The sequence below is a fragment of the Nostoc sp. JL23 genome, from assembly GCF_017115065.1.
Lineage (GTDB): Bacteria > Cyanobacteriota > Cyanobacteriia > Cyanobacteriales > Nostocaceae > Nostoc > Nostoc punctiforme_A.
In genome coordinates this window covers 149679-172554 of record NZ_JABXKN010000092.1, presented here as the reverse complement: position 1 = coordinate 172554, position 22876 = coordinate 149679, and the positions used below count along the sequence as shown (strand labels likewise).

Annotated in this window: 18 protein-coding genes; 5 read left to right on the top strand and 13 right to left on the bottom strand. The window is 43.4% G+C overall.

Annotation, left to right across the window (positions count from 1 at the left end):
• Nucleotides 1–379: 379 nt before the first annotated feature.
• Together clpB and gloA are read right to left on the bottom strand one after the other, a co-directional pair.
• Nucleotides 380–3022: an ATP-dependent chaperone ClpB gene (clpB, locus tag HWQ42_RS18585; protein ID WP_292814764.1), complete on the bottom strand. Its 2643-nt coding sequence runs from the start codon at nucleotides 3020–3022 to the stop codon at nucleotides 380–382.
• 588 nt (nucleotides 3023–3610) lie between these two features.
• Nucleotides 3611–4045 carry a lactoylglutathione lyase gene (gloA, locus tag HWQ42_RS18580; RefSeq protein ID WP_292738351.1) on the bottom strand — a complete coding sequence of 145 codons (435 nt, stop codon included), beginning with the start codon at nucleotides 4043–4045 and terminating at the stop codon, nucleotides 3611–3613.
• Nucleotides 4046–4314: 269 nt separating this feature from the next.
• Between gloA and eno the strand changes: the two genes are divergently transcribed.
• Nucleotides 4315–5607, top strand: coding sequence for a phosphopyruvate hydratase (gene eno, locus HWQ42_RS18575; RefSeq protein WP_292814762.1), 1293 nt, complete (start codon nucleotides 4315–4317; stop codon nucleotides 5605–5607).
• 70 nt (nucleotides 5608–5677) lie between these two features.
• Here eno and argC read toward each other — a convergent pair whose 3' ends face one another.
• Nucleotides 5678–6736 carry an N-acetyl-gamma-glutamyl-phosphate reductase gene (gene argC / locus HWQ42_RS18570; RefSeq protein ID WP_292814760.1) on the bottom strand — a complete coding sequence of 353 codons (1059 nt, stop codon included), beginning with the start codon at nucleotides 6734–6736 and terminating at the stop codon, nucleotides 5678–5680.
• A gap of 317 nt (nucleotides 6737–7053) precedes the next feature.
• On the opposite strand from argC, the gene ribBA reads away from it, so the two are divergent.
• Entirely contained in the window at nucleotides 7054–8727 is a 1674-nt protein-coding gene (gene ribBA, locus HWQ42_RS18565) for a bifunctional 3,4-dihydroxy-2-butanone-4-phosphate synthase/GTP cyclohydrolase II (protein ID WP_292814758.1), read from the top strand.
• A gap of 93 nt (nucleotides 8728–8820) precedes the next feature.
• A complete protein-coding gene (locus HWQ42_RS18560) occupies nucleotides 8821–9051 on the top strand; it encodes a hypothetical protein (RefSeq protein ID WP_292814756.1) in 231 nt (76 codons plus the stop codon).
• Between the two features lie 379 nt (nucleotides 9052–9430).
• On the opposite strand, the gene HWQ42_RS18555 is transcribed toward HWQ42_RS18560, so the two are convergent.
• The gene (locus HWQ42_RS18555) at nucleotides 9431–11143 is read right to left on the bottom strand and encodes a diflavin flavoprotein (RefSeq protein WP_292814754.1); all 1713 of its coding nucleotides are present in this window, start codon (nucleotides 11141–11143) and stop codon (nucleotides 9431–9433) included.
• Between the two features lie 157 nt (nucleotides 11144–11300).
• The gene (locus tag HWQ42_RS18550; protein WP_292814752.1) at nucleotides 11301–13025 is read right to left on the bottom strand and encodes a diflavin flavoprotein; all 1725 of its coding nucleotides are present in this window, start codon (nucleotides 13023–13025) and stop codon (nucleotides 11301–11303) included.
• Between the two features lie 109 nt (nucleotides 13026–13134).
• On the opposite strand from HWQ42_RS18550, the gene HWQ42_RS18545 reads away from it, so the two are divergent.
• Nucleotides 13135–13959 carry a pantothenate kinase gene (locus HWQ42_RS18545; protein ID WP_292814750.1) on the top strand — a complete coding sequence of 275 codons (825 nt, stop codon included), beginning with the start codon at nucleotides 13135–13137 and terminating at the stop codon, nucleotides 13957–13959.
• Nucleotides 13960–14130: 171 nt separating this feature from the next.
• On the opposite strand, the gene HWQ42_RS18540 is transcribed toward HWQ42_RS18545, so the two are convergent.
• Nucleotides 14131–14973: an alpha/beta hydrolase gene (locus tag HWQ42_RS18540; protein ID WP_292814747.1), complete on the bottom strand. Its 843-nt coding sequence runs from the start codon at nucleotides 14971–14973 to the stop codon at nucleotides 14131–14133.
• A gap of 174 nt (nucleotides 14974–15147) precedes the next feature.
• Nucleotides 15148–15642 carry an NUDIX hydrolase gene (locus HWQ42_RS18535; protein ID WP_292738360.1) on the bottom strand — a complete coding sequence of 165 codons (495 nt, stop codon included), beginning with the start codon at nucleotides 15640–15642 and terminating at the stop codon, nucleotides 15148–15150.
• 727 nt (nucleotides 15643–16369) lie between these two features.
• On the opposite strand from HWQ42_RS18535, the gene HWQ42_RS18530 reads away from it, so the two are divergent.
• The gene (locus tag HWQ42_RS18530) at nucleotides 16370–16537 is read left to right on the top strand and encodes a hypothetical protein (protein WP_012412073.1); all 168 of its coding nucleotides are present in this window, start codon (nucleotides 16370–16372) and stop codon (nucleotides 16535–16537) included.
• Nucleotides 16538–16732: 195 nt separating this feature from the next.
• On the opposite strand, the gene argH is transcribed toward HWQ42_RS18530, so the two are convergent.
• From argH to trmD, 6 genes are all read right to left on the bottom strand, one after another.
• Nucleotides 16733–18118 carry an argininosuccinate lyase gene (gene argH, locus HWQ42_RS18525; protein ID WP_292738361.1) on the bottom strand — a complete coding sequence of 462 codons (1386 nt, stop codon included), beginning with the start codon at nucleotides 18116–18118 and terminating at the stop codon, nucleotides 16733–16735.
• 104 nt (nucleotides 18119–18222) lie between these two features.
• Nucleotides 18223–18429, bottom strand: a complete 207-nt coding sequence (locus HWQ42_RS18520) for a hypothetical protein (protein WP_292814745.1) — start codon at nucleotides 18427–18429, stop codon at nucleotides 18223–18225.
• A 106-nt stretch (nucleotides 18430–18535) separates the two neighbouring features.
• The gene (gene larB, locus HWQ42_RS18515; protein WP_292738363.1) at nucleotides 18536–19324 is read right to left on the bottom strand and encodes a nickel pincer cofactor biosynthesis protein LarB; all 789 of its coding nucleotides are present in this window, start codon (nucleotides 19322–19324) and stop codon (nucleotides 18536–18538) included.
• 260 nt (nucleotides 19325–19584) lie between these two features.
• Nucleotides 19585–21369, bottom strand: a complete 1785-nt coding sequence (locus HWQ42_RS18510) for an ABC transporter substrate-binding protein (RefSeq protein ID WP_292814742.1) — start codon at nucleotides 21367–21369, stop codon at nucleotides 19585–19587.
• Between the two features lie 62 nt (nucleotides 21370–21431).
• Nucleotides 21432–21917, bottom strand: a complete 486-nt coding sequence (ispF, locus tag HWQ42_RS18505; RefSeq protein WP_292814739.1) for a 2-C-methyl-D-erythritol 2,4-cyclodiphosphate synthase — start codon at nucleotides 21915–21917, stop codon at nucleotides 21432–21434.
• A gap of 38 nt (nucleotides 21918–21955) precedes the next feature.
• Nucleotides 21956–22699, bottom strand: coding sequence for a tRNA (guanosine(37)-N1)-methyltransferase TrmD (gene trmD / locus HWQ42_RS18500; protein WP_292814736.1), 744 nt, complete (start codon nucleotides 22697–22699; stop codon nucleotides 21956–21958).
• Between the last annotated feature and the right edge of the window lie 177 nt (nucleotides 22700–22876).

Sequence of the window (22876 nt, the reverse complement as noted above, 5' to 3'; positions counted from 1 at the left end):
AGATGTGCAGCTTAGATTCCCGACCTCTTTAAATTAAGAAGTCGGAAATCTTGTTGTTCACATTGCTTTGATTAATTACTCATTACTCGCTAGTAGAGCTTGGCGTAAATCCGACTACCACCTTTAAAGCAAGCAAGCTTCTGCCACAAGGTACGAGAAATTAGTACCCTGTGGCAGAAGCTACTAGGCATCATAGATGCAACACGCAGTCTAACATTAAAAAGGGTGTTAGAAACCGCAAAAACACGGGGTTTAACCACCTCCGTGGGTTTCAAACCCTCAATTATTCTTAGACTTTGTTTGTGTATCCAAGCCAGTTTGGTCTTCTCCCTACAGCCCTTTGGATACGTACCATTGAGTGAAGGAAAGACGCCAGGTGCTATGTAGCAATCTGTGGTACTGACACCTTCACAGGCACTTTTTTGCTAAAAGATAGACCGTTTTCATTTTTGTCGATAATAATCGTGTCTCCAGAGATAAAAGTATTTTCCAATAATTTGGTGGCAAGGGGGTTTTCTACTTCTCGCTGAATTGCTCGTTTCAGTGGACGCGCACCATAAACTGGGTCATAGCCTGATTCTACAAGGTGATCACAAGCAGATTGGGATATCTCAAAGAAGATTTTTTGCTCGCGGAGGAGATTTTCTACCCGTTTGAGTTGAATGCGGATGATCTGCCGCATTTCAGTGCGATTTAGGGTATGGAAGAGAATAATATCATCGACGCGGTTGAGAAATTCGGGGCGGAAATGCGATCGCAAGGCTTCCATTACCCTAATCCGCATCGTTTCATATTTGGAATCATCACCAGATATATCCAAAATATGTTCGCTACCAATGTTACTGGTCATCACAATAACGCTGTTACGAAAATCTACCGTTCTTCCCTGAGAATCAGTAATTCTCCCATCATCTAGCACCTGTAACAAAATATTGAATACATCGGGGTGCGCTTTTTCGACTTCATCCAACAGCACCACTGAGTAAGGACGGCGACGAATTGCCTCGGAAAGTTGACCGCCTTCTTCATAGCCTACATATCCTGGAGGCGCTCCCACAAGGCGAGAAACTGAGTGTTTTTCCATATACTCAGACATATCCAGGCGCACCAATGCATCATCAGAATCGAAGAGAAACTGAGCTAAGGCACGGGCAAGTTCGGTTTTACCCACACCTGTGGGACCCATGAACAAAAATGAACCAATGGGACGAGAGGGATCTTTCATCCCCGCACGGGCGCGGCGAATTGCGGCTGCTACTGCCTCTACAGCCTCTTCTTGCCCAATGACTCGTTGATGCAAATGACTTTCTAATTGCAGTAATTTTTGTCGTTCCGATTCCAACAGACGATTGACGGGAATTCCTGTCCACTTGGCGACGATTTCGGCAATATCGGATTCAGTAACTTGTTCTCTCAGCAACGTGGAACCTTGGTTTTGAATTTCTAAAAGGCTCGCTTCTTTGGCTTCACGCTCGTGCTGCACTCCCTCCAATTTGCCATACTTTAGTTGGGCAGCTTTATTTAGATCGTAGGCGCGTTCCGCCTGTTCAATTTGCACTCGCAGCGCATCTTCTTCTTTCTTTAAGGCGCTTATAGCCTCCAATATCTGCTTTTCACCTTGCCATTGCTCATTAAATATTTGCTGCTTTACCGTTAAATTGGCGATTTCTTGTTCAATGCGCTCTAAACGTTCTTTCGTTTGGGGAGTACCCTTTTCTTCGCCAGCTAATGACAGCTTTTCCATTTCTAACTGCATGAGGCGGCGATCGATGGTTTCCAATTCGGCTGGTTTGGAGGTAATCTCCATTTTCAACTGCGCTGCTGCTTCATCTACTAAGTCAATAGCTTTATCTGGTAAGAAGCGATCGCTAATGTAACGTGCTGATAAAGTCGCTGCTGCTACCAAAGCCGAATCAGAAATTTTGACGTTGTGATGAACTTCATAGCGTTCTTTCAACCCCCGCAGAATGGAAATAGTATTTTCCACACTTGGCTGATCGACAAATACTTGCTGAAAGCGGCGTTCTAGGGCAGCGTCTTTCTCAATGTGTTTGCGGAATTCGTCAAGGGTAGTCGCGCCAATACAACGCAGTTCTCCCCGCGCCAGCATTGGTTTGAGCAGATTTCCGGCATCCATTGCCCCTTGTTGAGTAGAGCCTGCACCGACTACAGTGTGCAGTTCGTCAATAAACAGAACAATGTCACCATTAGATTCAGTAACTTCCTTGAGAACCGCTTTTAGGCGTTCTTCAAATTCACCTCGTAATTTTGCTCCAGCAATTAAACTGCCGATATCTAACGAGATCAACTTGCGGTTTTTCAGAGATTCGGGAACGTCACCGTTTACCATCCGCTGTGCTAATGCTTCTGCGATCGCAGTTTTACCTACCCCAGGTTCACCAATCAATACAGGGTTATTTTTGCTACGACGAGACAATACTTGAATTACCCGCCGAATTTCGTCATCCCGCCCAATCACCGGGTCGAGTTTTCCAGCTTTTGCCTGTTCTGTCAAATCTCTGCCAAATTTTTGTAAGGCTTCGTAGCGGGATTCTGGGGTTTGATCTGTGACCTTTTGGCTACCGCGAACGGCTTTGATAGTAGCTTCGAGTTTAGGTGCATCCGCGCTAAAGCCTTTGAGTATCTTTCGTCCAATGCGATCGTCTTCAGCAAAAGCCAAAAGTATGTGTTCCACGGAAATGTAGGAGTCTTTCATCCTGGCTCTAGCTTCCTCGGCTCGGTCTAGTAAAATATCTAAATTACGGCTAAGGTAAAGCTGATCGCTTTTACCAATTTTGGGCTGGCGTTGGGTAAAGGCTTCTAGCTGCTGCTGCAAGCGGATTGGATCGACCTCAGATCGAGCCAGGATACGTATTGCTAGACTAGTGGGTTCTTCTAACAGAGCAATAATTAAATGTTCAACATCTAGTTGCTGTTGTTGATAAGCACGGACTATATCCTGAGATTTAACAATTGCTTCCCAGGCTTTATCAGTAAATTTATTGGGATCTGTAGGTTGCATCTTTAGAATTTTGGAATTTGAATTTTTAGTTTAAGGATTGGGGATTATTAAAGGGAGTAGGGAGTGGTTGTAACCCTACTCCTTAATACCCAGATAATTATCCAAACATTCTCAGCGTATATCCGCGTGTATCTCTGGTGGCAATTTGGGATTGGCAATTGATGATAGTTTAATCTATTGCCTATTTCCTAATTTAAAACGAAAACACTGTTATGAGCAGACTTTCCCCGATGGTGTTATGGGAGCGATGTCTACGATAGGATATTCGGCGTCGCTATTAGTGTTGCTCATCAAGGGCAGTATTGGGGTAATAGTAATAGGATTTACGTAGAGGAGATCCCCGAACCCGCCTAAAAACGGAAAAGTCTCGCGCGTCTGGGTTTACTGACACGAGACGACACGGAAAGAATCAATTTCTCTCTCTAGCTCAACTTTTTAAGACATCAGCGTGGATTTTCCTATGGCTCTTAAGGACAAGTTGCTGTCCAGATTCCCGGCTTCTTCAAGAAGTCGGGGATCTGAATCTAGCTTAAATAAATGACATTCCACCCTACGGATAATTTATTTTTTGGAAATCCCTGATAAAAATTACTGACTCACAAGTTGCTCTTGTGATTCTTGTTTGACTGCTGAACCTTGAGTTCCCAGTTGAATTAGTTCAATTTTATACCCATCTGGATCTTCCACAAAAGCAATTACCGTCGAACCATGTTTCATCGCCCCTGGTTCGCGCACGACTTTACCGCCTTGATTGCGGATTTCTTCACACGTAGCGTAAATATCATCAACGCCAAGAGCAATGTGACCGTAAGCATTACCCAATTCGTACTTTTCCACGCCCCAGTTGTAGGTGAGTTCGATCACCGAGTTGTCGCTTTCGTCGCCATAGCCAACAAAAGCCAGGGTAAATTCTCCGCCCGGATAATCTTTTCGGCGCAGTAATTTCATTCCGAGAATTTCACAGTAGAACTTTAAGGATTCTTCAAGGTTGCCCACTCGCAGCATTGTGTGTAGTAATCGCATATTGACCTTTTCTCTGTAATTGATTTAGTGTTATTCTCTGCAAACATTTTACCTAGCTCAAAGTCTTAAGGTAAAAATGCCGTCACAGAAAGAATTAAAAGCCGAAAGGACAAAATAAAGAATTACCCATTCTGGGCATTGCTCCCTATCCCTATAATGGAAATCTTCTTTAATCTCAGCCGAGAAAGTCTCTTAACCGCCTATGCTAGCGATTGGGTTAGGCAACTGGACTGGATGCGTAACACACTCGAATAAAGGATAAAGTACAGATGAGTAAATTTCTAGATACTGCCATTGAGGCGATCGCAGCCCGTGAAATTCTTGATTCTCGCGGTAGACCAACAATTGAAGCCGAAGTGCATTTAGCTAACGGTGTTGTCGGACTGGCGCAAGTTCCCAGTGGTGCTTCTACTGGCACTTTTGAGGCTCACGAACTGCGTGATGGCGATAATAAAAGCCGTTATGGGGGCAAAGGCGTACTCAAGGCAGTACAAAACGTCAAAGAAGCACTTGCACCAAAATTACTAGGCTTGGATGCCCTCAACCAAGAACTGCTAGACCGGACAATGATCGCCATAGATGGTTCTCCTAACAAATCCAATTTGGGCGCGAATGCGATTTTGGGGGTTTCCTTAGCAGCAGCCAAAGCAGGTGCTGAATCTCTAGATATTCCTCTATATCGCTATTTGGGTGGCCCTTTAGCGAATTTGCTCCCAGTGCCGTTGATGAATGTGATTAACGGTGGCGCACACGCATCAAACAACGTGGACTTTCAAGAGTTTATGATTGTCCCAATTGGTGCAACTTCCTTCCGGGAAGCATTGCGCTGGGGTGCAGAGGTGTTTGCTACCCTCAGTCAGGTGTTAGATGAGAAGGGTTTGCTTACTGGTGTGGGTGATGAAGGTGGTTTTGCCCCTAACCTAGAGTCAAATCAGGTCGCTTTAGAATTGCTGGTTGCTGCCATTAAGAAAGCTGGTTACAAACCAGGGGAACAAGTCGCTTTGGCGTTGGATGTGGCGGCTAGTGAATTTTACAAGAATGGTCAGTATGTTTACGATGGTAAACCTCACGCCCCGACTGAGTTTATTGATTATTTAGGACAACTAGTTGACCAATACCCAATTGTGTCAATTGAGGATGGCTTGCACGAAGAAGATTGGCAAAGTTGGCAATTGCTGACCCAGAAGTTAGGTTCGCGGGTGCAATTGGTAGGAGATGACTTGTTTGTGACTAACGCTACTCGCTTGCAAAGAGGCATTCAAGAAAAAGCCGCTAATGCCATTTTGATAAAACTCAATCAAATTGGTTCACTCACCGAAACCTTGGAAACGATTGATTTGGCAACTCGCAATAGTATCCGTTCAGTAATTAGCCATCGTTCTGGTGAAACAGAAGATACAACGATCGCTGATTTAGCTGTAGCAACCCGTGCGGGTCAAATCAAAACAGGTTCTCTGTGCCGCAGCGAACGCGTAGCAAAATATAATCGCTTGCTGCGAATTGAAGATCAACTAGGCGATCGCGCCGTTTATGCTGGTGCTGTGGGGTTAGGGCCGAAGTAGAGTTAGGAGTTAGGAGTTAGGAGTTAGGAGTTTTTAATTCATAATTCATCACTTTTAACTCCTAACTGATTTACGGATAAAACCCCAATTTGGGCAACCCTAAGGTTTCATCCCAGCCCATCATCAGGTTTAGACACTGAACGGCTTGGCCCGCCTGCCCTTTGATTAGATTGTCAATTGCTGACATGACGATGACGCGACCTGTGCGTGGGTCAACTTCTACACCGATGTAACAAAGATTGCTGCCGTTAGCCCACTTGGTTTGCGGGTAAACGCCGCTACCGCAGACTTTTACCCAAGGAGAGTTGCGGTAGAAGGCTGAGAAAATTGTGATTAAGTCATCTCGTACTAAACCGGGATCGCTCATTGTGGCATATACCGTTGCCAAAATACCGCGTACCATTGGGACAAGGTGCGGTGTAAATTGGATCATGAGTTCGTGACCGGCTAAGTCACTGCAAATTTGCTCAATTTCTGGGGTATGACGGTGACGACCAACATTGAAAGCTGCTATGGAGTTGTCGGCTTCAGCTAGTAATAAGTTGGTTTGAGCCTGCCGTCCACTGCTAGATGTGCCAGACTTGGCATCGATAATAGCTGTTTCTGGTCTGATTAAGCCTTGCTTTAAAAGTGGCGAAAGTGCAAGGAGACTGGCCGTGGGATAAGAACCAGGACAGCCAATGAGTTGAGCTTCGGCAATGCGATCGCGATACAGTTCTGGTAATCCATAAACTGCTGTAGCTGCGATTGTGCGATCGGTTCTCTCTGTACCATACCAATTTGTATAAGTTATCAAATCACTGAATCGATAGTCTGCACTCAAATCTAGTACTTTACATCCTTTTTCCAACAGTTTAGGTGCGATTTGACAAGCCAGACCATTTGGTAAAGACAGGAAAACTACTTCACAGCGGTGAGCAATTATTTCTGGTTCTACCGCTTCTATTAGCAGGTTAGTTGCATGAGCCAGATGCGGGTAGAGATCCCCAAAGGATTTCCCGATACTACTCTCACCTCCTAAATAAACGATTTCGACTTCTGGGTGATCCATCAATAGTCGTACTAACTGCACTCCACCATAGCCCGACGCGCCAACAATCCCAACGGGTACGCGTCTAAATTTGCCCATGATCTGAAATCCTTATCCCATGAATGGTTAATTCGTTATCAGCTATCAACAATATCAGCGACCAGACGCACAGCGCACAAAACGTCTTAAACCCCTCTACTTGGTTCTGAGGAGATGGGGAAGCAAAGAAACGATTATTATTCTTCCTCATCCCCTTCATCCTTTACTGTCGCTGCACTTTATCCCCACTTTTTATAGCAAAAAATTTTGCCCCCTTATCAAATCATTGCTAGTCTACTTCTCTGCCTTATAAAGGAGCTACAATCTAAAAGAAGAAATTGTTAAAAAAATTTACGTTTATAGCTGGAAATCTTTCTGTGTCACAGCCTAATCCTACCCAAGCTTTTAAATTTGATTCGATTGATGCCGCCTTAGCAGACCTAAAAGCAGGTCGCGTCATTGTAGTGGTAGATGATGAAAATAGAGAAAATGAAGGTGACTTAATTTGTGCTGCCCAATTTGCCACACCGGACATGATTAATTTCATGGCGGTGGAAGCAAGAGGACTAATTTGTTTGGCAATGACAGGCGATCGCTTAGACGAGCTAGACTTACCCTTGATGGTAAGTAATATTACAGATACTAACCAAACTGCCTTCACTGTCAGTATTGATGCCGGACCAGAATTAGGTGTCACTACAGGCATTTCAGCAGAAGACCGCGCCCGCACTATCCAGGTTACTCTCAACCCAGCCACCAAACCTACCGATTTACGTCGTCCTGGTCATATTTTTCCGATTCGGGCTAAGGTTGGAGGCGTACTCAAACGCGCAGGACATACGGAAGCTGCTGTGGACTTAGCGAGATTAGCAGGGCTATATCCAGCGGGGGTAATTTGTGAAATTCAAAACTCCGATGGTTCAATGGCGCGGTTACAGCAGTTAGTTGAATACGCGAAACGTCACAATTTAAAAATTATTAGTATTGCGGATTTAATCAGCTATCGCCTACAGCACGATCGCCTAGTTTATCGTGAGGTTATTACCAAGCTGCCTAGTCAATTCGGTCAGTTTGAAATTTACGCCTATCGCCATACTCTGGATAATACAGAACACGTTGCAATTGTCAAGGGCGATCCAGCTAACTTCAAAGATGAGCCTGTGATGGTGCGGATGCACTCAGAATGCTTAACTGGTGACGCTTTGGGTTCTTTGCGCTGCGACTGTCGGATGCAGCTTGAAGCTGCACTGAAAATGATTGAGGCTGCCGGTCAAGGTGTAGTTGTATACCTACGTCAAGAAGGGCGGGGAATCGGCTTAATTAACAAGCTGAAAGCCTACTCATTGCAGGATATGGGACTGGATACAGTAGAGGCAAATGAGCGTTTGGGATTTCCTGCTGACCTGCGAGACTACGGTATGGGGGCACAAATGCTCATGGACTTGGGCATCAAAAAGATTCGCTTGATTACCAATAATCCCCGCAAAATTGCTGGAGTCAAGGGTTATGGATTGGAAGTAGTCGATCGCGTGCCATTGTTGATTGAGGCAACCGATTACAATTCCTATTATCTAGCAACAAAGGCGAAAAAGCTGGGTCACATGCTGTTACAGACTTATCTGGTGACAGTAGCAATCCACTGGCAAGATGACCCAGAAGCTGTGACGGAACGTTATGAACGCTTAGAGAAACTGCGACACTTAGCGAAAACTAATGATTTATTGTTGCAGGAAGAAGCGCGTCCCTTAGCGATCGCTATATTTGACGAACCATCTTTAACTGTACACTTGGGTTTCGATCAGGCAAAAGTTGCTAGCTGTGATTGGTATCAGCAGAGTGGTCATCCTTATATACAGGCAATCTTCCAAATTTTGGACAACCTCGCTACTTTGCCATACATCCAGAAATTAGAATTTCTAATTTCCTCTGGTTGCGATCCTTTGAGTAATTTACAAGTCCAACTAGATCGGCAGATATTCACTGATGGTACACTGCCTTCATCAATTAGCGATCGCTTGGAGACACAGCAAATTTACAGCTTTAGCAAATAGCCGCCTTCCGAAGAGTCAACTTTTTAAGGGGGTTGAAGGGTTTATTGTGTGTAAGTCCTACATTCCCCCCGAACTTTTCAGCCATTCTTTTATATGACAATGAGAGCAATCAAAATTATTGTTGAAAAACATAATGACGGTTACGTAGCATACCCCTTGGGTATCAAGGGGGTTGTAGTTGGCAAAGGTGACAGCTATGAAGAAGCACTAGCTGATGTTAAATCTGCTATCCACTGCCATATAGAGACATTTGGTCAAGAGGTTTTAGAAGAGGAATCACCAGTCCTAAAAGCTTTTGTGGCGGAAGCTGAGGTTCCTATTTAATTGATCGCTCTCCAAACTTCTACTGTTTACCTCAGAACACGAAATATCGAGTTCGGAACTCGACACTTGAGCTTCAGAACACGAAACTCCGAGTTCTGAAATCGACACTTGAGCCTCAGAACACGAAACTCCGAGTTCTGAACTCGACACTTGAGCCTCAGAACACGAAACATTGAGTTCGGAACTCGACACTTGAGCCTCAGAACACGAAACACCGAGTTCGGAACTCGAAGTGTCGAGATAAAAACGCCAGAGTTGAATTCTTTAAAGAAGAGTGGAGATTAGAGAGTGAGGAAGTGAGGGAATGGGGAGTGAGAGAGTCAGGGAGAAGAATTAATAACCAATGCCCCATGCCCTATGCCCCATGCCCCATTCCCAATTAATAATGAGTTGCTGACTTGCGATGATGCACGGCTGTAACGCCATCATTATCTAACAATTTGCCGCTCTCGACAGTTGCATAAACCAGCCAGTGGTCGCCAGATTCCATCCGATTTTGTACGGAGCATTCAAGATATGCTAGAGCATCCGTAAGTATGGGAGAACCGCTTTCTGTTTCTTCGGTGGCGACATCAGCAAATCGGTCTTGTCCTGGGCCAAAAGGTTTGAGGAAGTGCTTCATCAATCCTAAGTGGTTTCCTTCTTTAAGGATGTTAAGGACAAATTTATTTCCTGTATGCGTCAGTGTTTCCACTGCGCGTTCTTTGGCGACGGCGATAGTTAAACCAGGTGGATTGAAGCTGGCTTGAGATACCCAAGAAGCTAACATGGCACTGGAGCGATCACCTTCCTTGGCTGTGAGAACGCAAAGAGAACCCACAATTCGCCCAACTGCTTGTTCTACAGTTGTTGCAGGAAGACTCTGCGATCGCACTTTTCTGGCTTTCTTCAGTGCTTGGGCAAAGTCGGTTCCAGCTTCTTCACACAATTGTAAGGTGGCATCGTCGGGTTTGAATTTTACGCGGATTGTATCAAAACCAAACCGATAGCCAGCATCTTTTAATTTACTCTCAATTAAATCAACCGCTTCGCCACTCCAGCCAAAGGAACCAAAAGCACCAGCGAGTTTATTGTTAGTAGCGGTGGATAGCACAATTCCTAAAGCTGTTTGTACGGGTGTCGGTGCATGACCACCAAGGGTAGGAGAACCGATGATGAAACCACCGGCTTTTTCCACAGCCGCCCGGATTTCTTCTGGTTCAGTAAACTCGCAATTAATCGATTCTACGGCAACGCCAGCTTTTGTGATCCCACGAGCGATCGCTTGGGCTAATGTGGCTGTATTCCCATAAGCTGAAGCATAAATCAACGCTACTGTCAAGTCAGCAGAAGTTTGCTGTTGACTCCATTCCCGATAAGCTTTCGTCAATTCGATTAAGCCATAGCGTACCAAAGGCCCGTGTCCATTGGCATACATTCGCACAGGAAAATCAGCAAGTTTATCCAGCGCTGTTTCAACTTGACGGGCGTGGGGAGCCATGAGGCAATCAAAATAATAGCGCCGATCCTCGTTATATACTTCCCACCCTTCATCAAATACCTGATCTCCACAAACGTGCGCCCCAAATAACTTATCTGTGTACAGAATTTCTGTTTGCGGATCGTAGGTGCAAAGTTGATCTGCATAGCGGGGATTGGGGGTAGGAATAAATTGTAAATTATGCCCATTACCCAAATCTAGAGTTTCTTCGCCCCGCATGACAAGAATTTGTAAATCTGGATTTTCCAGCGCCGCACGTAAATTTATCGCCCCTGGATTTGAACATACAAAGGTGATTTGCGGGGCAATTTCTAACAAAGCTTTTAAAGTTGCAGCGCGGTTAGGATTTACGTGCCCCAAAATTACATAATCTAAATCTTCAAAATGGAAACGTTGCTGCAAAGCTTCTAAATAAATTTGCGTAAAGGTTTCCCCTGGAGGATCGATAATTGCGGTTTTCTCGCTTTCGATTAAATAAGAATTAGCAGTTGTACCCTTAGCAAGAGCATATTCAATTTCAAATCTCAGCCTTGACCAACTGCGCGATCGCAGTATTCTCGTATCTGTAGCAATGGGGCAAACTTGAACGTCACGGGGTTTATTTTTTGACATAGCTAAAACAAGAGTTATGAGTTATGAGTTATGAGTTGAAGAAAGTCGTTAATCTAAATTTTTTAATTTCCGTTGTCCAGACGATATGTTTTGTTAAACTCGTCCCTACAACTCCTAATTTTTAACTTCTAATTCCTAACTCCTAACTCGTAACTTTTTAGTAGTGGTTGCCAACTTTACGGTGATGCACAGCAGTCAAACTTTCTGGCTTAGAAACCCGTCCAGCGTAGACTGTGCTATATACTGCCCAATGGTCGCCGCAATCCATTCTACTGATAACTTCGCACTCCATATAGGCGAGGGCGTCGTTGAGGATGGGCGCACCATTTTCGGCTGGCTGAGTTCTCACGCCTTCAAAGCGATCGGCACCAGGGGCGAACCGTTTCAAAAAGTGTTTCATTAATGGTTGGAAATTGCCTTCTTCTAAAACATTGAGAACAAAACGATCGCCTACTTGCATAAGTGATTCAATTGCCCGATCTTTGGCGACTGCAATGGAAAATCCCAATGGTTTGAAGCTTGCTTGAGCAACCCAGGAGGCTAACATCGCACTGGATACATCACCTTTTTTGGCAGTAATAATATATAGTCCGCCGCTGATTCTACCTAATGCTTTATCTAAGTCAGCACCAAGGGATTTCATAGCTTTGATAGTGCGATCGCGTGTTACCCATTGAGCTAAGTCTGTACCTGCTTCTTCACACAACTTGTAAGTGTTTTCTGTGGGTGTTTGTTTAATCCGAATTGCTGGAAAAACTGTTGTCAAACCCAAATTGCGGAATTTACTCACCAAAGGATCTATTGGCTCATCATCACCACCGCCTGTTTCAAATACGCCGATAGCTTGCTTTTCTTTGGCAGATCCTAAAACTGTGCTGAGTGCAGATTGAATACTCGCAGCGCCAGAAGCCGGAGGTAGACCAACGATTAGCCCAGCACAGCGGCTAACTAGTTCCCGCAGTTCTTGTAAATCGACTTCAGACCCCAAATCGACAATTTCCACAGCTACACCAGTTTTCCCAATACCGTTGGCAATTGCTTGCGCGAGGCGATCGCTATATCCGTATTCGGAAACGTAAAATATGCCAATCACTGTTTCTGGCTTGGCTTGGCTTTGGCTCCAAGTGCGGTAACGTCCAACTAGTTCTTCAACATTGTGAGATAATAATGGCCCGTGTCCTGTGGCAATCATGTCGATGGTTTTCAGTTCCGCCATCCGCTTCAGGGCAGACAGAACCGATCGGGCATTTGGCCCCATCAAGCAGTCGTAGTAGTAATGAAAGTCTTCTTCGATAGCCGCTAAGTCTTCATCAAAGGTGCTATCTGAGCAATAATGCAGCCCAAAAGCATCGCAGGTGTAGAGAGTTTTGGTTTTGTGGTCGAAGCTGAAAATGGTATCGGGCCAATGTAAATTGGGAGCAATCACGAATTCAAATTCATGACCATTGCCCAAATCTAAGCGATCGCCATTTTTTACAATCCGCCGCTTAAATGGCTGATGTACTAAATCTTCAAGAAACTGAATTGCCACTTTAGAACCGACAACGGTTATTTCTGGAGCCATTTGCAGCAAATCTTTCACTAAACCGCTATGGTCTGGCTCAGTGTGGCTGATAATCAAATAATCAATCTCTGTTGGGTTGATTAGTCCAGTAAGCGTATCAAAATATAGTTGACGAAACTTTTCATGGGAGGTATCAACTAAGGCAGTCTGCTCCCCACGAATGAGAAACGAGTTATAAGTAGTACCGTTTTGCAGACCAAACTCAATATCGAAGCGATCGCGATCCCAATCCAAAGAGCGAATAGCCGTCGTTTCTTGAGCGATTTCCACCTGCTGTATGGTGAGCCGTTTTTCAGCTTTTTTGGTGAGCGCTACCATAACTCCCCTCCTTAACACAATGAGTATTTGTTCCTCTTCTTTTATTGTGACATGGCTTGAATGTTAATTTTTATTAAAAACCTATAACTGACTTAAAAAAGTTAAAACTGTGAAACCGCAGAGCCACAGAGAACACAGAGAGGAAATTTGGCTAGCGCTGGAAATTGGGAATTCTCGGCTACATTGGGCGTTGTTTATTGGCGAGACGCTTTACTCAGGCTGGGATACTGACTATCTTCCTGAGTCTGTTATACAACAGTTGGCTGAATGTCAAACCCTGAATGATTTACTAGAGAAAATTTTTCCCGAATTTAAATCTCTAACAAACACTCTCCCCCTCTGCCCTCTCTTAATCGCCTCCGTAGTTCCCAGTCAAACTACTATTTGGCAAACTTACCCAAATACTCATGTTATTACATTAGACCAAGTACCGCTAAAAGGTGTTTATCCCACACTAGGAATTGACCGCGCTTTAGCTTTGTGGGGGACGGGGAAAACTTGGGGTTTTCCGATGTTGGTAATTGATGCTGGGACAGCGCTAACTTTTACGGCTGCGGATGCTAATGAGTGTCTAGTTGGAGGTGCAATTTTGCCGGGATTGGGCTTACAATTTGCAACTCTCGGTCAACAAACAGGACAATTACCATTTGTAGAGACGCAAAATTTTCCTTCTCTACCACCACGTTTTGCGCTTAATACAACAGAGGCTATTCAAAGTGGAGTTATTTACACTTTATTAGCTGGAATTAAAGATTTTATTCAGGCGTGGTGGGATTTATTCCCTGATGGGAAGATTGCGATTAAAGGGGGCGATCGCACTTTATTAATTAACAATTTGCAAGCTTTATATCCTGAAATCGCAACACGTTTAATTGTGGAACCAAATTTGATTTTTTTGGGAATGCAGAAAATAATAATGGAGAATAAGAAATAAAATCCAGCAAGCAATGACAGCTTGGATGGTGATGTAATTCTTGACGCTCAAGCAATTCTCCAATTGAAGAGTTTTGCTCAAGTCATAGTTGTGACAACAAATTTGAAACACATATCACGCTTTGAGAGCAAAGGAATATGTGTTGTGGATTGGCAACAAACCCTGAATGAGCTAGTTTAATTCGTTGAAATTATGGCTTTTTAAAATACTTTGAATAAACTCCTGAATTTCGCTCGCCACAACCCCAGCACAAGATTCTGGTAAGTCATTTCCGGCATGGGCAATCATTTTCAACTCAACTTTTGGCATCAGTTGAGCATAAACACGGCTTCTGGCTAAAGCATCTGGGGTATCTTGTCCACCTTGTAAAATAAAAACTGGGACATCTATCATGTAAAGCTGCTTTTGCAGTAATTCCGCCTCAATTTCTACTTGTCGCCGTTTGAAAAGTAACTGGCAACCTATGGGATACGGCAATAGCGCTTGACGCAACTGCAAGTCTTGTGCAATTTTTTCATGCCAACCCAGGATTTTAGTTAAAGGACTGAGCGATCGCAAAAATTTGACTATTAGTGGTGGATAATTCAATAATCGCCGCATCTTCTGGCAATACTCTTCTTGTCCTGCTATCTCTACACCCTCTGGTGCTAGCAGTACCAAACCATCAACTTTCTCTGGATACTTTAAAGCATAGCTAGCAGCAATCCAACCCCCAAGAGAATGCCCCACTAAATATACTTTTTCTAGCTTCACAGCTTGCAAAAATTCAGCTAAACACTCAACTTGTAAATCTATCGAATGGTGGATATTAGGATTTTCTGATTCACCAAACCCTAATAAATCAGGTGCAAAACAATGAAAATCATGTGCAAGGGACTCCATCACCGATAACCATTGACTGCTCTCATTCCAAGCACCATGTAAAAAAATTATAGGAGTTTTTTCACCGACTTCACGCCAGAAAAGTAGCCCTTGAGAGAGCTTTCTCCGGGAGTTACGGAATAGTGTATCCATTTTATTTAGTAGTTAACTTTTAGCACCATAATAAATAGTCATTAATCATTAGTCATTGGTAATTATTAACTAGTTCTGGACAAATTACAAACAGAGAAGTGTAAGCTAAGGCTTCCTGAGATCAGAACTTTGGCAGCAAATGACAAATGACAAAGGACTAATGACTAAATATTCTTATGCCAGTGTTGTCAAGCCATTCAAGTAGTCTTGCAACTGCCGAGTATGGTCGTGAGACATCTTTCCTGAAGGTAGTAAACTGGGAGAGAAAGCTTGGATTTCCATGACTTCTAAAGTGTCTTGAATCTCCATTGTCCCATGCACCTCGGCTTCAACCACAATACAAATTGAATGGATTCTGGGATCGCGGTCTGGTGCAGAGTAAACTCCTACCAAACGGTTAATTTTCACCAATTCTAGCCCGGTTTCCTCCAGCAATTCCCGGCGGACTGTATTGGGAATATCTTCTCCCCAATCTACAATTCCTCCAGGCAATGACCAAAGACCATTGTCGCGCCGCCGGATCAGTACAATCCGACCATCGGGTAAAATTGGGATGATACTAGTACCAGTAATGGGATGACGAAATATTATACCCAATACTGTTTGTCCAATACGCCATAAGCTACGTGTGGACTCTACAGCTGCCGGAAAAAAAGCAATAACGTTCAATCTTCAAAATTTATGTGTTGTATTCTATAGTTCCCTACCACTTACATCTGCTCAACTAATAAAGTTTTTGTTGAGTTTTGTTTGATACAAAAATGTTTGTGGGTTGAGATTTTATTCTCACGATTTACGTAGAATATTATCAATTCTAACATCAAGTTTCAATAGAAGCACTGTATTTATCTATACATGATATTTTTTGAAGCAGGTAAATTTTCAGTTTATAGCTAGCATTGGCGTTACTGAAACTAGCTATTACTAATAGATTTTTAGAACACATTAAAAATAATAATATGAATAATAAGTCAAAATTCAAAAATCTGAATTTATAAGAGGCAATTAAGTAGGATTTAAAACCTACAATTAATTAAAGCTTACTAAACCAAATATTAGACTCTATGCTTAAACCCACCTATACTTACTGAGTTTTAATGACTAACTCCTGAATTATTTCTTGATAATATTGGATTGTTTCAAGAAAAACAACTAATGAGCTAATTTCTAATCTATTTGATAGATTGGAATCTAAGAAAAGATGTTTTTCGTCTTACTGGCGGGGATCATTCATAATTTTATTGACATAGTTAGGTATAATGCGATAAAGTAGTACACTGTTTAAAGCGTATTTATTGCTGCACTAGGCTAGAAGTATATCAATAACATTGGTAGCTAATATTGCCTACGTGATGCCTAGTTGCTACTTTTTTGTTGTTTATTTATAGAGGTGAACATGGCCAAGCGCCGTAACCCGAAAAAAGAAAAGGCGCTACGTAACCAGGCGTATGCCAGAAAGTTTCGTAAACGGACTACGACAGGAAGAATGCAGAGAAGGTTCCAACAAAGACCACCAAAGAGTGAAGAAGAAGAAGGCGCAGCAACAGCAGCTGACACTGACTAAGCTGCTTGCCTAAATCCTTATTGTTTAGGTTATTTACCTTTTGGGGCGCACATTTATTTGTACGCCCTTATTTATTTTGGGGATTGGGGCATTGGGCATTGGGCATTGGGCATTGGGCATTGGGTATGGGGTATGGGGAAGAATTTATTCTTTATTCCCCATTCTTTATTCTCCATTCCCGACTCCCCATTCCTTCTATTGAGCAATTTGAGCGCGGGCGGCTATGAGTGCTTTGTTTACCTGTGCAAAGCCAGTACCACCGTAACTGTTGCGGGCAGCAACAACTTGACGGGGGGAAATCGCCTCATAAATATCTGCTGCAAATGCCGGATGTAGTTGTTGCCACTCTTCCAATTTCAAGTCTTTTAAGAGTTTACCTGCGGCAATACTAGTTTTTACCACCTTACCTACAAGGTTGTAAGCTTCCCGAAAAGGAACGCCCCGTGCTGCTAGATAATCTGCTACATCGGTAGCATTAGAAAAATCTTCCGCCACCGCTGATGCTAACCGCTGGGTACGAAATTCTAAGCCTTCCCTGAGCAAAATCGTCATCGCTTCTAGAGACGCTTTGACTGTGTTAACGCTATCAAATAGACCTTCTTTATCTTCTTGTAAGTCTTTGTTATATGCCAGGGGTAGCCCCTTCATAATGACTAACATCGCCTGGAGATGACCGAATACACGTCCCGTTTTCCCCCGCACCAATTCTGGGACATCGGGATTTTTCTTTTGGGGCATGATACTGGAACCTGTGGCACAGCTATCTTTGAGGGTGACAAAGCGAAATTCTTCAGATGACCAAAGAATGACTTCTTCTGCAAGACGGCTGAGGTGAACCATAATCAAGCTAGCAGCACACAAGAATTCGATCGCAAAATCGCGATCGCTCACTCCATCGAGGCTGTTAGCATAAATATCGTCAAAATTCAAGAGTTTGGCTGTGTAGTGGCGATCGATAGGGAAAGTAGTTCCCGCTAAAGCACCACATCCCAAAGGTGAGATATTTACCCGGCGAGAAACATCTCCTAAGCGTTCCCAGTCCCGTTGCGTCATTTGAAAGTATGCCAAGAGGTGATGAGCTAAACTCACCGGTTGGGCGCGTTGGAGGTGGGTATAGCCAGGAATCAGGGTTTCAACGTGCTTTTCGGCTATATCTAGTAAAACACCTTGAAATTCTCGCAATTCGCTTTTGATTTGTTGGATTTGGTCGCGGAGGTAGAGTCTGGTATCGGTGCCAACTTGGTCATTACGCGATCGCGCTGTATGCACCTTTTTACCTACATCGCCAACAATTTCTGTCAGTCGGTGTTCAACTGCAAAATGTACATCTTCAGCATCGACACCAGGCTGAAATTTTCCCTGGCGGTACTCTTGGCGAATTTGTTCTAAACCTGCAACCAGTTGCTCTCCTTCTTCTGGGGAGATGATGCCCGTGTGAGCAAGCATTTGGGCATGAGCTTGAGAACCAGTGAGGTCATATTCGATTAATTCAATATCGAAACTTATACTGGCATTAAAACGAGCGATCGCTGGATGCAACGCTGATTCAAACCGCTGGCTCCAAGTTTGTTTTTCGGTCATAAATTATGAAAAGAGTGGGTGAGAGTTAAGAGTTAAGAGTGAGGAGTTATGAGTTTTTGACTCCTAACTTCTCACTCCTCACTTTCAACTCCTAACTTTTAAATTTAACCGTAGCTAGTTAGATTCCGAATCATATAGCCAATGACTAAACCAATCAACAATGCCCATACTTGACCTGTTTGTATAAAGTGGCTCCAAGCTTTTTGTATCTGACCCATAACGTTTGGATCGGTGATTGTTTGTGCTAGGGCTGTCCAATTTACAGGCAAATGCCAAAGAAACTGAGATGTCAAATCGCTGTAATTGCTCATCTTTTGTGATTAAGAAGTTAGAGGTGGCAAATTTCAGCATCAGTTTATGATTTACATTAATTACTGATATTTACTGAAATATTGGATGTAACTTCAATGTCTTAACTCAAGATGCAGCTGATGCCAACCGCAATTTCTCGGCAGTCCGCAAAATCTGCCCCGCCAAAACTGCTGCACCAAAACCATTGTCGATATTTACTACGCCTACTCCCGCTGCACAAGAGTTAAGCATTGTCAATAGAGGTGCTAAACCACCAAAACTTGCGCCATAACCAATACTGGTGGGTACGGCAATCACTGGACAACTCGCTAAACCCGCAACAACGCTAGGTAAAGCACCTTCCATCCCCGCTACAACAATCAATACCGATGCGGACTCAATCAGGTGGCGGTTACTCAGCAAACGATGAATCCCAGCAACGCCAACATCCCAGAGGCGCTGGACGCGGAAACCAGAAAGTTCAGCAGTGACAGCAGCTTCTTCAGCAACGGGTAAATCGGCGGTACCAGCAGAAAGAATGCCAATTTCACCCGCAAATTGTGGTTCGATGGTAAGGGGAGCGATCGCACAAATTCGCGCCGATTCGTAATATCGCAAACCACTAACTTTTGATTGCAGTGCGGTATAAACTGCTGGTTCAATGCGGGTTGCCATTACCACCGGGTTGCGGAGACGCATTACTTCCATAATTTGAGCAATTTGGTCTGTAGTCTTACCAGGCCCCCAAATCACCTCTGGAAAACCAGTTCTTAGCTGGCGATGGTGGTCAATTTTGGCAAATTCACCGACAGATTCATAAGTTAAGTCTTTGAGTGAGTCTAATGCCGTATCTGGCGTAACTTTACCATTAGCAACCGCAACGAGTAGCGATCGCAAAGTTTTTTCATTGGTCATCGGTAATTAGCCCTTTGTCTTTTGCCCTTTGTGATTTCTCAGTCGTCTAATAACTAATTCCCTATGCCCTTCAGGAGTGCTGAGTAAGGAATCTCATACCATTTTGGATTTTAGATTTTAGATTTTGGATTGTGAAACATCCATTGGATAAGTGTTTCAGTTTTCCATCTGTCGCAATCATTTTTCAAATTGGTCTCACTTCTTTACTCAGGACTGGCTCAACGCCCCGCTATCGCTAACGGAACTGTTTTGCCCAATGCCTAATCTTCTGTTACTTTAATTTGTTCAATATTCCAGAATGCGCCACCAAGGGCAGAGAATTTAATACCTTCAAAACGATTACGCACCGCTGACATTGAATAAGGATTAACCAAGTAAATAAAAGGTAAATTTTCCTGGGTAATTCGCTGCGTTTCAGCATAAATTGCTTTAACTTTAGCTTCGTCCAATTCTCTTGCAGCTTGAATATAAAGATTCGCTATTTCTGCTTCCCAAGGAGCAACTTCCCAACCCTGAATCGGCTTTTGTCCTGCTTGGGGTTTCTGATTAAACATGTGTAATCCGCCTTCAGGTGCCCAGACATTAGCACCGTCATTCGGTTCTAATCCACCAGTCAACCCCATCAAAGAAGCTTCCCAATCCAAGGAGTTAGAAGTTTTATCAGTAAAAGTATTCCATGCCAACGGAGTGAAATCAACTTGAATGCCGATTTTGCTCAAGTCTTGTTTAATCTGCGATCCCATTGCCTCACGGATTTTATTTCCAGCATTGGTAAGCAAAGAGAAACGAACGCGATTTCCCCGACCGTCTACTAACTGATTCTTGTTGTACTTAAATCCTGCTTTTAGCAGCAATTCCTTTGCTTTTTGCTGATTGTAATCGTAAACTTTTAACCCCTCTTTAGGGGAAAGGTAATAGGGGCTTTGCACAGAAATCGGTGAATCTTGTGGCACGCCCAAGCCGCGAAAAGTGTTATTAATCATCGTTTGGCGGTCAATTGCATAAGCTATAGCTTGCCGAAATTGCACATTATTGAACCACCGAGATTTTGCTGGATCAACTAGTGGTTTTCCGTCCCTTTTACCTTTGTTGAGATTGAACCAAACAAACGATGTACTGGATGTTGGTCCGCCATTATAAATTGTGAAATTACCCTGCTTTTCTTGTACCTTTAGCAAAGAAAAGTAATCTGGCGACACTCCTACAGTATCTAACCCGCCAGAACGAAATTGCAGCAAGGAGGTATCTGTTGATTCCACAATTTGCCAAATTACTCGTTCAATATAAGGCTGAGAATTGCCTTGAGCATCCTTGCGCCAGTAGTAGGGGTTGCGCCGGAAAACCACACGCTGACTTGTGTCGTAACGCTCTATTTTGTAAGGACCGTTGACAATAATTTCGTTGGGAGGAGTATCAACACCCCATTTTGTCAGAAAAATCGGACTCCCATTTTGGTCTTTGGTTTTTACCCATTGTTGCAATATGTGTGCGGGCAAAATTGGCGAACCTGTACTTAGTAGGAAAGGTCTAAAGGGTTCTGGTACGCTAAACTCAACCCGGCGTTCATCCACTTTTCGCACAGTAGGCAATTTCCGACTTTCACCAATCCGTAGTGCGTCTCTAACATCAGTAGGAATTGCTTCATTTAAGTAAATATCATTGTAGGTAAACACTACATCATTTACTGTTAGTGGCTGACCATCAGACCATTTCAACCCTTCGCGCAGAGTAAAAACAATCTTTAATTTATCATCAGAAATTTGCCAGGATTCTGCTAATGCAGGCTCGACTTTAGCAGTGATTGGGTTTTGGGTGATTAACCCCTCATATATTAAAGGAAAAACATTAGGAAACTCTTGACTCAGAGGGTAGTTAAAAGTTTTGGGATCGCTGAGAATGCTACTTACCAATTGCGGCACTTGAGCAGCTGAACTTTTAAAGTTAGCTGGGTTACAGGCGGTAACTGTAAGTGCTATTGCTGAAGTAAAAATTATTGGCAACCATAAATGTTTAATTGCCAAAAATATCTTTCTAAAAAACTTCATAATTACTAATCTATTTCCATCTTAATCAGTCTTGAATATCTTTATTAGAGGCTAAAAGAAAGTTATTCTGAAGCACCTAACAAAACTACAGCATAAGCACATATACCTTCTTCACGTCCAACAGGGCCTAATTTTTCGTTAGTAGTAGCTTTGATGCCAATTTGATTTGGTTGTAATTCTAAAACTGCCGCTAGTTTGTCGCGCATCTTGTGAATATGCGGTTTTAATTTGGGACGTTCTGCTACTACTACTGAGTCAATATTTCCGATCTGCCAACCTTGATCCCGAATCAGTTGATGTACTTGAGTTAATAGTACTAAACTATCTGCTCCCGCCCATTTGGGATCGCTTGGGGGAAAATAATGACCAATATCTCCCAAAGATAATGCCCCAAGCATGGCATCCATAATCGCGTGGGTCAGCACATCAGCGTCACTGTGCCCCAACAAACCTAGTTCATGGGGAATTTGAATTCCACCTAAAATCAAAGCGCGATCGCTCACTAGTTGGTGAATATCGTAACCATTACCAATACGAATTTTTGTCATTTGTCATTTGTCATTTGTCATTTGTCATTTGTCAGGAGTTAGAAATTATTATTCTCTCCCTGCTCCCCTGCTCTCCTGCTCCCCTGCTTCCCCTGCTTCCCCTGCTCCAATTTCTCCAAGAGATCGGGGCGGCGATCGCGGGTTTTTTGAATTTGTTGTTCGTAACGCCATTTTGCGATCGCGGCGTGATTTCCACTGAGCAAGACATCAGGCACTTTCAAGCCCCGAAAATTCGCAGGACGAGTATATTGAGGATAGTCCAATAACCCTTCCTCAAAACTTTCTGCCGTGAGGGACTCCGTTTTGGCCACGGTTCCTGGGATCAGCCGCACGACGCCATTAATCAAAGCCATTGCAGGAATTTCACCACCAGTCAGAATAAAATCGCCCAAAGATACTTCACGAGTGACCAAATGTAGCACCCTCTCATCCACTCCTTCGTAATGCCCACAAATAACTACTAACTGGTCATAATTTGTCACCAATTCTTTCAAAAGAGGTTGATTAATTGCTTGACCCTGTGGACTCATCAAAATTACTTCTCTTCGGGGTAGAATCGGCAGCGACTCCACAGCGGTAAAAATAGGTTCTGGCTTCATTAGCATCCCAACACCGCCGCCGTAGGGTTCATCATCTACTTTTCGGTGCTTGTCAGTGGTAAAGTCCCGTGGATTAACCAGATGCACTTCGGCAATCTGTTTGGCTAAGGCTTTACCCAGCAACCCAGAATTGAGAACAGAGTTAAAACAGTCAGGAAAAAGCGTAACTATATCAAAGCGCACAGTTATTCGTATTCAAGGACACTAATCTTAAATTTGAATGTCTAGCAAACACCAGCAAGCCAAGGTCGGGTTAAACTCCAGTTAAACTTTATCAATAGTATCTAAAACTACTGGGCCTTCTGGATTTTAGATGGGATCAAAAGTTTTTCTAATTACTTAATTTATGTTTAAATGTTG

Coding starts and splice junctions, on each gene's coding strand:
- HWQ42_RS18560 (WP_292814756.1), top strand. CDS start 8,821: ATGACAATGAGAGCAATCAAAATTATTGTTGAAAAACATAATGACGGT.
- HWQ42_RS18510 (WP_292814742.1), bottom strand. CDS start 21,369: ATGAAGTTTTTTAGAAAGATATTTTTGGCAATTAAACATTTATGGTTG.
- HWQ42_RS18550 (WP_292814752.1), bottom strand. CDS start 13,025: ATGGTAGCGCTCACCAAAAAAGCTGAAAAACGGCTCACCATACAGCAG.
- clpB (WP_292814764.1), bottom strand. CDS start 3,022: ATGCAACCTACAGATCCCAATAAATTTACTGATAAAGCCTGGGAAGCA.
- ispF (WP_292814739.1), bottom strand. CDS start 21,917: ATGACAAAAATTCGTATTGGTAATGGTTACGATATTCACCAACTAGTG.
- larB (WP_292738363.1), bottom strand. CDS start 19,324: ATGACCAATGAAAAAACTTTGCGATCGCTACTCGTTGCGGTTGCTAAT.
- HWQ42_RS18520 (WP_292814745.1), bottom strand. CDS start 18,429: ATGAGCAATTACAGCGATTTGACATCTCAGTTTCTTTGGCATTTGCCT.
- argC (WP_292814760.1), bottom strand. CDS start 6,736: ATGGGCAAATTTAGACGCGTACCCGTTGGGATTGTTGGCGCGTCGGGC.
- HWQ42_RS18540 (WP_292814747.1), bottom strand. CDS start 14,973: ATGGATACACTATTCCGTAACTCCCGGAGAAAGCTCTCTCAAGGGCTA.
- argH (WP_292738361.1), bottom strand. CDS start 18,118: ATGACCGAAAAACAAACTTGGAGCCAGCGGTTTGAATCAGCGTTGCAT.
- eno (WP_292814762.1), top strand. CDS start 4,315: ATGAGTAAATTTCTAGATACTGCCATTGAGGCGATCGCAGCCCGTGAA.
- gloA (WP_292738351.1), bottom strand. CDS start 4,045: ATGCGATTACTACACACAATGCTGCGAGTGGGCAACCTTGAAGAATCC.
- HWQ42_RS18555 (WP_292814754.1), bottom strand. CDS start 11,143: ATGTCAAAAAATAAACCCCGTGACGTTCAAGTTTGCCCCATTGCTACA.
- HWQ42_RS18530 (WP_012412073.1), top strand. CDS start 16,370: ATGGCCAAGCGCCGTAACCCGAAAAAAGAAAAGGCGCTACGTAACCAG.